Source organism: Sutterella parvirubra YIT 11816, from assembly GCF_000250875.1.
Lineage (GTDB): Bacteria > Pseudomonadota > Gammaproteobacteria > Burkholderiales > Burkholderiaceae_F > Sutterella > Sutterella parvirubra.
This window is the reverse complement of record NZ_JH604946.1, coordinates 34,606-48,161: the sequence shown is the minus strand read 5'-3', so window position 1 is coordinate 48,161 and position 13,556 is coordinate 34,606. Positions and strand designations below refer to the sequence as shown.

The following is a 13,556-nucleotide window of genomic DNA, read 5'->3' as shown; positions in this document are numbered from 1 at the left end:
TTCAGCGAGCGCTTCCGAGATGGCGGTGAGGCTCTCCTCCACCGCGGCGTCGATGAAGCCGCAGGTGTTGACGATCACGAGGTCGGCGTCGTGGTACGTGCGCCCGATGCGGTAGCCGCGGGCGCGCAGGTGCGTGATGATCCGCTCGGTGTCGACCAAAGCCTTGGGGCAGCCGAGCGAGACGAAGCCGACGACGGGAATGCGGCGGGAAGGAGAAATCGTCATGGTGATCTGGGTCGGTTGTTGTGTGGGGTGTGGATGGTTTGTTTGGGGATTTCGGGGTCTTGTCCGGATGTTCCGGCCCTTTGGAAAATGGGGATCGGGGCCGTCGGGCCCCGATCCTACAACAAAACGTCGCCGAGGCCGGCTTACGCCTGAGCGGTTTCGGCCGCTTCGGGCTTCAGCCAGATCATCGCGGCGTGGCGCCCGGCCTTCTCGCCGTCGCGGCGGAAGCTCCAGAAGCGCTTCTTGTCGGCGTGGGTGGAAAGCCCGCAGTCGAAGATGTCGGCATCCGTGACGCGCATCTGCCCGAGCGCCTCGCGCGCGAGCATCCCGAGGTCGGCGTAGAGCTTTCCGTTCTCCTCACGGAAGGCGGCGTCGGCGTTGGGAAGGTTCGCCTTCATCGCCTCGCGGACGTCTTCGCCCACTTCAAAGGCTTCGGGGCCGATGCGGGGCCCGAGCCAGACGACGATGCGGGCGTCGTCGTCGCCCACGGCGTCGCGCACGGCCTTGACGCCCATTTGGACGACGCCGTCGGCCAAACCGCGCCAGCCCGCATGCACCGCGCAGACCGCGCGGCCTTCGGCGTCGGCGATCATCACGGGGAGGCAGTCCGCCACCATCACGACGGCGACGACGCCGGGCGTCATCGAAACGGCCGCGTCGGCTTCGGGCTCGCCCTCGACCGTTTCGGCCGCGACGACGCGCGTGCCGTGGACCTGCTTCAGCCACTTCGGGTCGGAGGGGACCAACTGCGAGACGATCTGGCGGTTCATCTTCACGCAGGCGGCGAAGTCGCCCGTGTGCGGGCCCACGTTGAGGCCCATCACGCCGTTTTCGTCGCCCCAGGGGCCGGACGAGACGCCGCCCTCACGGCAGGTGAAGAGCACGTCGACGTTGGCGGGCGCCGCGGCGCGCCAGTCGGCGCCGGGCTGGAGCATGTCGAGACCGGGTTTGAAGAGTTCGGACATCGTTCCACCGTTTTCTTGTTGGGGAGAGGATTTCGGAGAGTTCAAAAATCAGTACTGACGCTCGAAGACGTCGACCGGGCGGTCCCACGGACCGAAGTCGAGCGTCTCCATCAATTCGATCATGTCTTCAGGGGGCGGCACGAACCATTCCATCTGCTCGCCCGTCGCCGGGTGCACGAGCCCCAGGCGCGAGGCGTGGAGCGCCTGGCGGTGGAAGTCGAGCATGTTTTCGAGCTTGACGCCGATGCCGGGGGCGCGGCCGCGGTAGATCTGGTCGCCGATCAAGGGAAGGTCTTCGCCGGTGAGGTGCACGCGGATCTGGTGCGTGCGGCCGGTATCGAGCCTGCACGCGACCCACGAAACGGGCACGCCCTCGAATTCGCTCCAACCGACGGTCTTCACGCGGGTGCGTGCGGGCTTCGCGCGCACGCCCGTGGAGCCGGGGAAACCCTTGAAGCGGATGCGCGAGCGCGGATCGCGCCCGATCGGCACTTCGACGACGAAGTCGGCGGCGCTGGTCCCGATCGTGAGCGCCCAGTATTCGCGCTTCACGGTGCGCTCCTGGAGCTGGCGCACGAGGTTGGTCTGCGCGGCCAAGGTGCGCGCGACGACCATGAGCCCCGTCGTATCGCGGTCCAAGCGGTGCACGATCCCGGCGCGCGGCACTTCACGGAGTTCCGGGTAGCGGTGAAGAAGCCCGTTCAGAAGCGTTCCGCAGGGGTTCCCCGCGCCCGGGTGGACGACGAGGCCCGCGGGCTTTGAGACCACGATGATCGTGTCGTCCTCGTACATGACGTCGAAGTCGACTTCCTGGGGCTCGTACGCGAGCGATTCGTCGATGCGGGGCTCTTCCAGAAGCTGGATTTCGTCCCCCTCCGTCACCTTTTCACGGACCTTTTCGACGACCCGGCCGTTCACCTCGACGCCGCCTGTTTCAATCAGCTTCTGAAGGCGGGCGCGCGAGACTTCGGGCATGAGCGACGCCAACACCTTGTCGAGGCGCTCACCCCAAAATCCCTCCACCATGAATGATGGTAAATTCTCGTCCGCGGCTTCTTCTTCGGAAGAAGCCCCATCGCTATAATCAGCAAACTTGATTTCGTCTTCAGAACTGGTCATGAAAATGGAATTCCCTTTGAAGCGTCTCGTCATGCGGGCAGCCGCGCTCGTCACGGTCACGCTTGCGACCGCATCGTGCTCCTGGCTGCAGAGTCTGGAGACGGACCCGACGCTGGACTGGTCGGCGGACAAACTCTACAGCGAGGCGCGAATCGCCTTGGATGATAGCAACTGGACGCAGGCGAAGGACTACTACCAGAAGCTTGAGGCGCGCTATCCCTTCGGTCAGTACGCCCAGCAGGCGCAGATCGAGCTGATCTACGCGACGTGGAAGGACGGCGACGCGCCGGGGGCGGTGCAGGCCGCGGACCGGTTCCTGCGCTCCTACCCGAACCACGCCAACAGCGACTACGTCATGTACCTGAAGGCGCTCGCGACGCTCAACGAAACCGACAGCTGGTTCAACATCCTCGCCGCCGAAGACCTCGCCGAACGCGACGCCAACGCTTCGCGCGAAGCGTTCGACACGTTGAAGGAACTCGTGCTCCGCTATCCGCAGAGCCGCTTCGCGCCGGAAGCCCGCCGCCGCATGCATGGCCTCGTGCTGGCGCAGGCCGAGCACGAACTCAAAACCGCGCAATACTACTACGTCCGCCACGCCTACGTGGCCGCGATCGAGCGCGCCCAGCGCGTCGTTTCCGAATTCCAGCAGACACCGTTCCGCGACGATGCGCTGGAATTGATCGCGAACGCCTACGACAACCTGAAGATGCCCGACCTCGCCGCGGATACGCGCCGACTCCTCGAGCTCAACAAGGGGAAGGTCAACCCGGCCCTTCGCGACCGATAAGCCTTCCGCAGGACGATTTCCAAAGCCCGGCCGACCGACGTCGCCGGGCTTTTTCCTTGTCCGCGGCGCGGCGCTCGATGAAGTACTCGGCGTCAGTGCCCTTCCCGAGCGCACCGGTCGGGCGGACGGCGCCCGCACGAATCCTTCGTGCGTGCCCGGAGCCCTTTGAAGAGGAACCTTTGGGTCTTCACGATCTTCACGATCTTCACGATCTTCACGTCCATCACGCTCTTCACAGCCTCCGAGTCCTTCACGCCCCCTCCTCCTGCAGCCGTCCCGTCGGGCACTCCGACGAGCGCATCGCCGTTTCGCAAATTTGCGAGTCGCATGGTGTGACTCGCAAATTTGCGACTCGCATTTTTGCGATGCGCACGGGAGCAGCCGGACATGCCCGCTCGCCAGCCCCTTGAGGCCGCTCATCAAAAAAAAGCGCCCCGGCTCCGTGAGGAACCGAGGCGGCCAGCGGATACAGGACTTCCGCTCCTGCATGTCGTCTGCAAGGCATCTCCGGACGAGGAAGGAGAGGAGAGAGAGGAACTCGCCCGTCGGTGCGGTCCCGGCCGGGCCCGGAGGCCGCAGCGACCAACTGCGGCTCACGGGTCATGGCGTCGGCCGGACGTTTTTGTCGCTTATGAAGTCGTGGTTACGCTTCCTTCCAGCCCGTCACGTACTTCCCGGCCATGAAGCCGGACGTGTGGGCGAAGCCGCAGGCGTTGCCGCCGCAGTAGAAGGCGCCGTGGACGCCCGCGACCGTTTCACCGGCAGCGTAGAGGCCGCCGACGGGCTTGAGGTCCCAGCCGAGCACTTCGAACTGTTCCGTGACGCGCACGCCGCCGCAGGAGAGGTTGTTCCACGGGAACATGCGGATCATGTAGTACGGGCCCTTGCCGAGCTTGTGCTGCATGTCGGTGCGGCCGAACTGGAGGTCGTTCTTCGCGTCGACGGCCTTGTTCCAGACGGCGATCTGTTCCTTGAGGCCTTCGAGGTTGACGCCGGACTTCTGGCAGAGCTCTTCCAACGTGTCGCACTTCCAGAGGTTGTCGCCCTTGGCGAATTCGGCTTCAACGCGTTCCGCCGTCCAGGAGGGCAGACCCACGAGCGCGCCCAGCTTGATCTTCTGGAGCGTGCGCTCCCACGTGCCCTGGTCGGCGAGGACGTAGTGGCAGCCGTCGGGGTTGCCGGCCAACTTCGGCGTCACGTGGCAGATGCCTTCGAGTTCGGTGACGAAGCGCTTGCCGTTCTTGTTGATGAGGATGCCGCCCTGACCGGTGATGAACCACCAACGGCAGTAGGGGCCGTTGCGGCCGTTCACGACGATGCCGCAGGGGTAGGACGCGATGTACTGCATGTGCGAGAGCGGGACGCCCAAGTCGCGCACCGCGATGCGGAGCGCTTCGCCGTCGTTCGACGGGCCGCCGATCGCGACGCCCTTGCCGGCGACGGACGGAACCCAGAAGTCGAGCGACTGAGGCGTGCCGGTGATGCCGCCCGTCGCCATCACGACGCCCATCTTGGCGCTGCAGGTGATGGTCTTTTCGCCGTTGCCGACCGCGACGCCGACGACCTTGTTCGCCTTTTCGTCGAAGAAGAACTTCTGCACGCCCATGCGGTGCTGGATTTCGATCTTGCGCGCGGCGAGTTCCTTCACGAGCACTTCGATGTAGTCGCGGCCCTTGAAGGATTCCTGACGGTGGGCGCGAAGCTGCGAATGGCCCGCGTACTTTTCGAGATGGTGGGGCGCCAAGCCATGGTCTTCGAGCCAGTCGAAGGCTTCACCCGAGTGCTTCGCGAAGGCGTAGACCGGTTCCTTCAAGCTCATGTGTTCGCCGTAGGCGATGATGTCGTTCGCGAACGTTTCCCACGTGTCCTTCTGACCTTCCGGGTCGGCCTTCTGCATGCGCGAACCCCAGGCGGTGAAGAGGCCGCCGCAGAGGTTCGTGCCGGTATGAAAGGGCGAGAGACCCTTGTCGAACACGGCGACCTTCGCGCCGCGGTCATGGGCCTGGCAGGCGGCCATCATGCCGGCGCCGCCGCAACCCAAAACGACGACGTCGGCTTCCATGTCCCACTTCGCGGGGATGTCCTTCGAGGTGGACTGCGCCATCGCGGCGCCCGAGAAGGCCGCGGCGGTCGTGGCGGCCGCGGCGGTGCCGAGGAAGCTGCGGCGGCTCATATCAATCTTGGTCATGCTTTATTCCCCCTTCATCTTGATGTCGAACGTGTGGCAGTCGTTGCATTCGAAGCGGGGCTTCGCGTGCATGCTGTGGCAGTTCGTGCAGTTGGGCTCGCCGCGGTGCGACGAGTGGGGATTGGGCGTCATCTTTTCGGTGCGCTTCGCCACGGCCTCATAGGACTGGTGGCACTGCAGGCACGTTTCCTTGGCGGGGGCGACGAACTTGCCGCCGGCGTGGCACGTGTCGCAGGGGAGCGAGGCGTGGGGACCCATCGCCTTCATTTCGGCGGCGTTCGCGGCGCCGACGCCGAGCGTGGCGGCAAGCGCGATCGCGCAGAAGAGCTGCTTCATCATCTTGTGGTTCTCTCTTGGTTGGTGGCGCAGTCGGGACCGGGGCTTGAGCACCGCTTCGAAGCTCAGGAAGCGGCCGGAAGTCCGGACCCGGACTGCGCCGGTGGGGGAAATCAGTATTCGCCGGCGGCGTTCAGCACCGCGACCATGTCTTCCAAGTACATGCGGGCGCGGTCCAGGGGCGACATCGTGAGCGCGAGGTCCGCGTTGCAGGCTTCGATCGAGATCGGCAGACCCGGGAGGTGCTTGAGGAGCCCAACGAGATCCGCGGCGCCGGTGCCCGGCGACAGACGGTAGTTGCGGGCCTGGTAGAGGATCCCGTCCATGTCCTTGGGCATTTCCTTCGTGATGTCGCACATCTGGCAGTACTTGAGCGACCCCTTCGGGAGGTTGTCGATGTCGGCGAAGGTGTTCTTCGCTCGGAAGAAGTGGATCGGATCGACGAGGACGCCCGCGTTCGGACGGTTCACCTTCGCCATCACGTCGCCCGCCTGCTTCACGGTCGAAATGTCGCACCACGGCATGGGCTCGATCGAGAGCGAGAGCCCGTAGGGATGCGCGATTTCGCAGAGCTCGGCGTAGTTGTCCATCAGACGGTTGAGGTCCGGGTCGTTCCCGGCGCAGAGCACGTTGGTGGCGCCCAGGCGCGCACCCGTTTCAAAGAACGCCTTCCAGTTGACGGCGCGGGTGTCGGGCTTGATGCGCAGGATTTCGATGTCCATCACCTTGATGCCGGTCGCCTTGAGGTTGGCTTCGACCTGGCGGATCATCGGCGTGTCGCCGATCATGTCCCACTGCGTTTCCGTGGGGGTCGCCGGCACCAGGCGGATGCCGACGTGGCTGTAGCCCGCCGCCGCGGCGCAGAGCACCTGATTCGCGGGCGAGACGTCGAGCACGGTGAGCGCGGCGAGCGAAATCGGACGCGGGAGCTTGATCGGTTCGAAGGTGCGGTCCTTCATCGTGACCGGCGCAACCTTGGCGTGCGCGGCGGACGAGCCGAGGGCGGCAAGACCGCCGAACGTGGCGGCCGCACCTTGCAGAAGATGTCGACGATTCATTGTTGTGGTCTCCTGGGTCTGGGTCGGAGCTGCGGAGGTTGGTCCGGACCGGCGCGCCTCAGCGCCGCTCACGCCTCCCAACAGCTTGGGAGCAATCCTAGAGGGGGACCCCGATGGGGCAATACCTCCCGCGGGAGGTGCTCGGGATAGGAAGAGGTTTACCCCATGGAATCGGCCGGAAGACGGCGGATTCAGGAGGATTCATCCGAAATCCCTGACGCCCAAGGATTCTTAAGGTACGCCTAAGAAACCTCTCCGGCGGCGGAGAGGGGCGTAGCGGTAGGTATCGGGTGGTAGAAGGGAGGAGCGCCCGGCTATGGGCGCCCTGTTGGAAATCTATGACCGGATCCGATCATTCGGGGAAAGAACCGAGAAGACGGACGAGAAACCCCGTGCCGACGGGGTCGGGACGGGGGTCAGGATGGGAGTTCAGGATGAGACAGCCGACGCCCTACGGCGCCGCCGTCCCCTCGCGCAGCTTCGCCGTGGCGTTCGCCCACTCGGCGGCCGAGCGCCCGGCCGTGCGCCCGAAGACGAAGGTGTCGGTCATGCTCATGCCGCCCAGACGGTCCTTCCCGTGAACGCCCCCGGTGACTTCGCCCGCGGCGAAGAGCCCGAAGATCGGGCGGCAGCGCGCCGTCAGCACCCTCGCCTCTTCGTCGATCGCGACCCCGCCGCAGGTGAAGTGCACGGACCAGGTTTCGCGCCCGTAGTAAAAGGGCGGCTTCGCGATGGGAACGCCCTGCACGGGGAAGCCGAAGCGCGTGTCGTAGCCGCGCTTCACGTCCCGGTTCCAGGTCACGATCGTCCGGCGAAGCACCCCCACCGGCACGTCCATCCCGTGGGCCATCTCCTCGATCGTCGCCGCTTCGCGCACGATCGCTTCGTCCAATTTGACGCCCAAGGACGCACCCTTTTGGGTCGTCGCATCGGAGATCGCCCAGAAGCTCCGGTTCCCCGTGTCTTCGACGATGCGGGCCAGTTCCGCGAAGGGGACGCCCTCGGGGACGAAGCGCTCGCCTGCGTCGTTCACCCAGATTTCGCCCCCGACGAAGTCGAGGAGCCGCCCGCCCGAGTACGGGATCAGCTGGATGTGCTCCATCCCGACCAATTCGGCGCCCACGGCCTCCGCCATGCGGATGCCGTCCCCTTCGGCGCCGTCCAAAAGATCCCGGTTGGGGTTCGCGGTCGTGCCGTAGGTGGCGTCCAACCTCGGGGCGTACTTCATGCGCATCCCGACGTTCGCGCCGAATCCGCCCGTCGCGAGCACGACGGCGCGTGCGGGGAAGTCCGACATCGAAGGGGCGCCCCGGTCGTCGACGCCGCCAAGCGCCGCACGCACGCCCACGACCTGCACGGAGCCGTCCGGCATCGTTTCGGTGAGGAGCCTCACCGCGCGGGTGTTGTGGCGGATCTCGGCGCCGATCGCGACCGCACGGCGCGAGAGCGCCGAGACGTAGTCGTACCCTGCCTGCGGCGACCCCGTCGAGATGTTGCGCGCGGTGACGCTCCCGACGGCACGGTACCGGACGTTCCGCCAGTTGACGCCCATCCCTGCGAGCCACGCCACGGCGGATTCGCTCTCGCGCGCGAGCTTTCGCACGAGCTCGGGCCTCGCCAAATCGCCCCCGGCCCGCAGCATTTCCGCGGTCATCTCGCGGATGTCCGCATCCGGATCTTCGCTCTGCGGGCGCCTCGTCGCGACCGCGACGGAGCCCGACGACAAAATCCCGTGCCCGCCCGTGAGGGCCAACTTTTCCAGAATGACGACGCGCCGCGCGCCCGCTTCGCGGGCCGCAATCGCGGCGCAGAGCCCCGCGGTCCCCGACCCCACGACCACGACGTCCCAAATCTCGTGGGCGAAATCCTCCGCGATGTCTTCGGGTTCGGACGAATCGGATGCATCGGACGAATCGGACGAATCGGACGCATCCGCGCCCCACGCGGCCGCCGGGGCCTTCGCGAGAAGGCCCCCGAGGAGCGCGGCGCGCACCGTGCGGTCCAGAAGTCGGCGGCGGAAGATGTCGGGCGTCATGGCGGTCGTCTTCAAAATCGGTCAGGCGAGAAGCTCGTCCTCGGCGGTGACGCCCGCTTCGAACGCCAACCGCATGAGTTCGCTCTGGGAGTGCACGCCCAGCTTCGCGAAGGCGTTCGCGCGGTGCATCTTGACCGTGCTCACTTCGAGCCCCAACGCGATTGCCACCTCCTTGTTCTGCTTCCCTTGAAGGACCGCGCGGATGACGTTCCGCTCGCGCGGCGTCAAGCCGGCGAAGCGGTCGCGCAGGCGTTCGCCCGCGGCTTCCGTGACGGCGCTCTGCAAGGACATCGTCACCACCTGCGAGACCTTCTGCACGAAGTCCAAGGGCTCGACGGGCTTTTCCAAAAAGTCCGCCGCGCCGTGACGCACGGCGTGCACCGCCATCGCGATGTTCCCGTGGGCGGAGAGAAAGAGGATCGGGAGTTTGGAGCCGCGGCGCTCCAGCTCCGCCTGGACTTCCAACCCCGTCATCCCGGGCATGCGCACGTCGAGCACGACGCAGCCGGGGCCTTCGAGCGTGTCCTCACGCAGAAAGCTCGGGCCGTCGGCGTAGTGCTTCACGGTCCAGCCCATCGTCTCCAGAAGAAGCGCGAAGGACTCGGCGAGTTCGGCATCGTCGTCGACGATGCGAATGAGCGGTTTGTTCATGAGGGGTCCTTTGGTTGGGAATGCTTCGGGGCGGACGGCGCGTCCAAAAGGTCGAACGTCACGGCGACGGTGAGGCCGTCGGCGTCGGGAGAGCCGTCGTCGCCGCGGCGGCGGATCGTGAGACTCGCGCCGTGTTCGTCGACGATGTTCCTCACGATCGCGAGCCCCAAGCCCAGCCCCTCGTCCTTGACGCTTTCGCTCACGCGCATGAGGCGCTCGAAGGCTTCGTCCGACAAGCGGGGGCCGTTGTCCGTCACGGTGACGCGCACGTCGTGGGCGGCGGAAGACGCCTCCGGGGCGTCGCCTCCGCAGGCGAGCGCCACCACGACTTCAGGGGTCCTCGAGGGCGTCGCGTTCAGCGCGCCCGCCGCGGCTTCGACCGCGTTCTTGATGAGGTTGAGAAAGAGGAGCTCGAGTTCGAGCGGATCGCCCGACACGTGGACGGGCTTGGCCGGAATGAGAAGCCGCACCGCAACCGCGCCCTTCTTCTGGGCGGATGCGGCGGCTTCGAGCGTCGCGCAGAGGTCCACCGCCACGGGTTCGCGCCGTTCGCGCTTCGCGTAGAGCCGCACGCGGTCGACAATCCCGGCGATGCGCTTTGACGCCGCCTCGACGCCGTCGACGGCCTTCTCGAAGACCGGATCGGCGGAGGGCGCGGGCGCTGCGGAGGGTTTGCCGGGCGTGCCGGACGCTTGGGGCGCGGCCGCGCCGCCCACCATACCGGCGCGCAGCTTGATCACCGTGACGTAGTTGATGATGGAGGTGACCGGCTGCTTCAGCTCATGCGCGATCATCGCGCAGAGCTGGCTGATCGCGCCCATGCGCTCCAATTCGCCCAGGCGCAGCCTCGCCGCGCGTTCGGCCTCTTCGAGGCGGTCGCGCTCGGCGAGGGCGTTTTGGAGTTCCGCGGTGCGCTTTCTGACGAGCATGCGAAGGCGCCTCTCGTTCAACACCACCGCGTCCAAAATGAGAAGCCCCGCCACCACGTACCAATGGAAGTGCCGCCAAAGCGCTTCCAAGCTCCAGCTGTCCAAATAGCTCCACTGCCCGACGTGAAGGCGCCGCTCCAGTTCGCGCACCGCGTGGAAGTCGTTCGTCACCTGCCAGACGTAGGCGCCCTGCTCCTGCGCGGTACCCGAACCGTCCCGCTTCGGGGGCGTGAGGATCGCGATCGTGAGTTCGCGCGCCAATTCCGGGTCGACCGTCGGCAAGACGCCCGCCACCCAGTCCGGGTAGAGCGCGGTCGAGCGCCGGCAGTGAAGGAGTTCGTCTTCAACGGCCCCCACGACGCGGAGCGCCCCGCGCGCGACGATGCCTTCGGCTTCGGCGCGCTCCAACATGCAGGTCGGAAGCACCCCGACGTCGTACGCGCCGGAAAGGACGCTCGAAACCACGTTCGGGAGCCCGAACGTCATGAAGCGCACTTCCTTGAAGAAGGTCTGCGAGTCGTAGCCGGCCTCTTCCAAGGCCATGCGGGCGGCCAACCACCCGTCGAGAGCGGTCGGGAGCGTCGCCGCGGCGCGCTTCCTGCGCAGACTCTTCACCGTCGTCAGGTCCGCGCGGTCGTTTCTCACGACGAAGACGCCGCCCACGGACATCGAGGGAGCCTTCGCGGCGGTGGACTTGCGGGTGGCGACGGCGTGCGCTCCAAGCGTGTCCGTAACCAGAAGGAAGTCGGACGCGGGCACGATGAAGAGGTCGGGTTGGCGGAGCCGCACGTCGTTCGTGATCGTCACGGACGAGAGCCGCACCGTCTCGACGACGCTACCCGGAATGCCGAGGCGGATCGCCTCGATCGTCGGCTGCACGGTCGTCGCGTAGAAGCCCGACTCGGCGGAGTCGACGAAGCCTACGACGATCGTGCGGGCGGCCTGCGCGGGAGAGGCGGGCGTCAGAAAGGTGAGGAGAGTCAAAAGCGCCCCGAAGAATCCCGCCGACGCCGCACGGATGAGCCTCCGTCCGGAAGGCGCGCCTTCCGGGGCGCGGCGCGGAAAACGCGCGCGCAGGGGGGTCGGGATCTTCGGGCGGGAATGCATCGGGGGAAAGGTCGGGTTGGGTCGTCCGTGGGTCGGTTGTCCTAGAAATATAGCGAATCCGGACGCATCCGCGAAGACAGGGGAAGCGAGGACGGCCTCGACTTCCCCCGATTTTGAGCTCGACAAAGAGGCTGATTCAGGGTCTCACTCAGGGTCCGAAACACCCGACCGGCACGACCCAAACACCGTCTTCGCGACGCCGGGCCCCGCACCCGTCGGCGGTGAGCACCATGAGGAAGGACGGCGCCCCGCGGCGCTCGACGTTGATCTTGGCGGCCATGGCCCGAAGCATTCCGGCGTTGCGCTCCTCCGCCCTGCCCCCGCCCGGCGAGACCGCGACGAGACCGTACCGGCCGTCCCAGGCCGTCACGACCAAAGAGGCGCGGCCGACGCGATCGCGCCAGTGCGCGAGGCCGCCCTCCAAGAGGTCGGCGCAGACGCGAAGGTCCCGAAGACACAACGCCCGGAACACCTTCCCGAAAGCCGTCCGGTCGTGAAGCAGCTTCTCCGGCGCGAGCCCGAGCCCGACCGAGACGAACGAGGGATCGCAGAAACTCCGCTCGGGCGTCGTGGGAAGCCGCGCCGCCGAGCGGAGCGGCGCCGTCCAGGCGTCCAAGTCTTCCGTCACGAAGGTGTCGCGGAGCGCCCCGAGGACCGCCCGGAAGCAGCGGAGCGACACCCGCTCGTCCGCAAGCTCCCTGTGAAGCTTCGTGACGGGGTCCGTCGTCCCCGCGTGGAGGACCACGACGCGGAGAAGCCCCCGCAGCGCCTCCTCCGCAGGAGGATGCTTCGCCGCCCGGGCCGCCGCTTCCCTCAACGCCTTTCGGACGATCCGCCGGGTGGTCGAGAGCGCCGCCTCACCCGCCTTCACGACGGACGCGGACCAGCCGCCGCGGCAGGCGGCGTAGGCCAACGCTTCACGCGTGAGACCGCTCCCCGCATTCATGTCGGCACATGCCTCGAAGCGGCCTTCAAAGAGCCCCCGCAGGCTCACCACCCCCGTCGACTCACCCGATTCGAAGAGCGTCATCGGGCGCATGCGCATCCGGGCGAATCGCCCGGTGCCGGAATGAAAGATGCGGCCGGGATTCACGGGTTCGGCCGACCCGGTGAGGATGAACTGTCCGGGGTCGCTTCTGCGGTCGACCTCGCTCCGCACGTCGTCCCAAATCGTCGGGATGTGCTCCCACTCGTCGATGAGGCGGGGCGCCGCGCCCGTGAGAAGCCTCTCCGGGGCGAGCTCCGCCCAGAAGGCCGGGTCCTCCATCGTCCGCGGGTCGTCGACGCGGAGGACGCTGCGGGAAAAGCGCCTTGCCGTCGTCGTTTTGCCGCATCTCCGGGGACCTTCGATCAGCACCGCGCCCATCGTCCTCAGGTGGAGCGCCAGAGCGTCTTCAACCAAACGCTTTTCGTAAGCCTCACCCGCCATGAGCCGCCTCCGTGTCCCTTCTGAGAGAAGGCGCACGCCCGGTTTGAGAAAGGTGCGGTCAAGGATGACCGGCTTCGGAAGGTCCAGGGGTGCGTCTCCAAAGAAGCCTACGACGCCAGCGGTCGGTTGACCATGCCGGCCGGACCGGCCTCCATGAGTCGGCCGCGGCATTCACGGGCACTTGGACACGCTTTCCGCAGTCACTTGGACGCATTTTCCGTGAAGAGTCGGACGCCGAAACCCTAAGAAAAGAGGCGCTTCCATCCGGAACCCCGGATGTCCGCGCCTCTTCGGGCAGGGCTTCGGTTACGCCGCCTCCCTCGCGCTCATTTCCTTCGCCCGCGCCGCCCCGCGCTCGACGTTCAACGGCACCAACACCACGATCGCCAGAAGGAAGAAGAGCCCCGTGGCGCAGATCGCCAGGCGGTGGTCGTTCCCCGTCACCCAGGTGATCATCCCGTAGGAGAGCGGCCCCACGACGGCGGAGAGCCAAAGCGCCAGATTCCAAAGCCCGTAGAACTCCGCCTGACGGCCTTCGGGCGCGAAGACCCCCACCATGGCGCGGCCCGCCGACTGCGAGCTCCCCATGGCGAGGCCCGCCAGATTGGCGGCGATCCAGAAGTGCGTGCGCGTTTCCGAGAAGTAAGCGACGACGATCATCGCGAGCCACACGACCAACGTCACCATCAGGGCGCGCTTGTGCCCCAGGCGGTCCTGCGCGTAG

12 protein-coding genes and 1 pseudogene are annotated in these 13,556 nt (G+C 66.7%); 1 reads left to right on the top strand and 12 read right to left on the bottom strand.

What is annotated here, in order from left to right:
* The 3 genes and pseudogenes from rimO to HMPREF9440_RS04790 form a co-directional block, all read right to left on the bottom strand.
* Positions 1–225, bottom strand: a pseudogene (rimO, locus tag HMPREF9440_RS11900) (30S ribosomal protein S12 methylthiotransferase RimO); the annotation flags it as partial.
* Between the two features lie 143 nt (positions 226–368).
* Positions 369–1,190, bottom strand: a complete 822-nt coding sequence (gene pgeF / locus HMPREF9440_RS04795) for a peptidoglycan editing factor PgeF (protein WP_008542012.1) — start codon at positions 1,188–1,190, stop codon at positions 369–371.
* Positions 1,191–1,238: 48 nt separating this feature from the next.
* Positions 1,239–2,309 (bottom strand): RluA family pseudouridine synthase, encoded by a 1,071-nt coding sequence (locus tag HMPREF9440_RS04790; RefSeq protein ID WP_008542010.1) that lies wholly within the window; start codon positions 2,307–2,309, stop codon positions 1,239–1,241.
* Between HMPREF9440_RS04790 and HMPREF9440_RS04785 the strand changes: the two genes are divergently transcribed.
* The gene (locus tag HMPREF9440_RS04785) at positions 2,308–3,099 is read left to right on the top strand and encodes an outer membrane protein assembly factor BamD (protein WP_008542011.1); all 792 of its coding nucleotides are present in this window, start codon (positions 2,308–2,310) and stop codon (positions 3,097–3,099) included. The two genes, HMPREF9440_RS04790 and HMPREF9440_RS04785, sit on opposite strands and share 2 nt — an antisense overlap.
* Positions 3,100–3,191: 92 nt before the next feature.
* Here HMPREF9440_RS04785 and HMPREF9440_RS11200 read toward each other — a convergent pair whose 3' ends face one another.
* The 9 genes from HMPREF9440_RS11200 to HMPREF9440_RS11895 all read right to left on the bottom strand — a co-directional run.
* On the bottom strand, positions 3,192–3,353 hold the full coding sequence (locus HMPREF9440_RS11200; protein ID WP_157180689.1) for a hypothetical protein: 162 nt from the start codon (positions 3,351–3,353) through the stop codon (positions 3,192–3,194).
* A gap of 389 nt (positions 3,354–3,742) precedes the next feature.
* Positions 3,743–5,287 carry an FAD-dependent oxidoreductase gene (locus tag HMPREF9440_RS04780; protein WP_008542005.1) on the bottom strand — a complete coding sequence of 515 codons (1,545 nt, stop codon included), beginning with the start codon at positions 5,285–5,287 and terminating at the stop codon, positions 3,743–3,745.
* A 3-nt stretch (positions 5,288–5,290) separates the two neighbouring features.
* A complete protein-coding gene (locus HMPREF9440_RS04775; RefSeq protein WP_008542003.1) occupies positions 5,291–5,626 on the bottom strand; it encodes a cytochrome c3 family protein in 336 nt (111 codons plus the stop codon).
* 110 nt (positions 5,627–5,736) lie between these two features.
* Positions 5,737–6,681: a sugar phosphate isomerase/epimerase family protein gene (locus HMPREF9440_RS04770; protein ID WP_008542002.1), complete on the bottom strand. Its 945-nt coding sequence runs from the start codon at positions 6,679–6,681 to the stop codon at positions 5,737–5,739.
* 451 nt (positions 6,682–7,132) lie between these two features.
* On the bottom strand, positions 7,133–8,716 hold the full coding sequence (locus HMPREF9440_RS04765; protein ID WP_008542001.1) for an FAD-dependent oxidoreductase: 1,584 nt from the start codon (positions 8,714–8,716) through the stop codon (positions 7,133–7,135).
* 21 nt (positions 8,717–8,737) lie between these two features.
* On the bottom strand, positions 8,738–9,367 hold the full coding sequence (locus HMPREF9440_RS04760) for a response regulator transcription factor (RefSeq protein WP_008542000.1): 630 nt from the start codon (positions 9,365–9,367) through the stop codon (positions 8,738–8,740).
* A complete protein-coding gene (locus HMPREF9440_RS04755) occupies positions 9,364–11,403 on the bottom strand; it encodes a sensor histidine kinase (protein ID WP_008541999.1) in 2,040 nt (679 codons plus the stop codon). Before HMPREF9440_RS04755 ends, HMPREF9440_RS04760 begins: the two co-directional genes overlap by 4 nt.
* Positions 11,404–11,551: 148 nt before the next feature.
* Entirely contained in the window at positions 11,552–12,832 is a 1,281-nt protein-coding gene (locus tag HMPREF9440_RS04750) for an ATP-binding protein (protein ID WP_008541998.1), read from the bottom strand.
* A gap of 306 nt (positions 12,833–13,138) precedes the next feature.
* Positions 13,139–13,556: MFS transporter (locus HMPREF9440_RS11895; RefSeq protein WP_008541997.1), on the bottom strand; the 418-nt coding region annotated here is incomplete at its 5' end.

Coding starts and splice junctions, on each gene's coding strand:
- HMPREF9440_RS04760 (WP_008542000.1), bottom strand. CDS start 9,367: ATGAACAAACCGCTCATTCGCATCGTCGACGACGATGCCGAACTCGCC.
- HMPREF9440_RS04775 (WP_008542003.1), bottom strand. CDS start 5,626: ATGATGAAGCAGCTCTTCTGCGCGATCGCGCTTGCCGCCACGCTCGGC.
- HMPREF9440_RS04785 (WP_008542011.1), top strand. CDS start 2,308: ATGAAAATGGAATTCCCTTTGAAGCGTCTCGTCATGCGGGCAGCCGCG.
- HMPREF9440_RS04780 (WP_008542005.1), bottom strand. CDS start 5,287: ATGACCAAGATTGATATGAGCCGCCGCAGCTTCCTCGGCACCGCCGCG.
- pgeF (WP_008542012.1), bottom strand. CDS start 1,190: ATGTCCGAACTCTTCAAACCCGGTCTCGACATGCTCCAGCCCGGCGCC.
- HMPREF9440_RS04790 (WP_008542010.1), bottom strand. CDS start 2,309: ATGACCAGTTCTGAAGACGAAATCAAGTTTGCTGATTATAGCGATGGG.
- HMPREF9440_RS04765 (WP_008542001.1), bottom strand. CDS start 8,716: ATGACGCCCGACATCTTCCGCCGCCGACTTCTGGACCGCACGGTGCGC.
- HMPREF9440_RS04755 (WP_008541999.1), bottom strand. CDS start 11,403: ATGCATTCCCGCCCGAAGATCCCGACCCCCCTGCGCGCGCGTTTTCCG.
- HMPREF9440_RS04770 (WP_008542002.1), bottom strand. CDS start 6,681: ATGAATCGTCGACATCTTCTGCAAGGTGCGGCCGCCACGTTCGGCGGT.
- HMPREF9440_RS04750 (WP_008541998.1), bottom strand. CDS start 12,832: ATGGCGGGTGAGGCTTACGAAAAGCGTTTGGTTGAAGACGCTCTGGCG.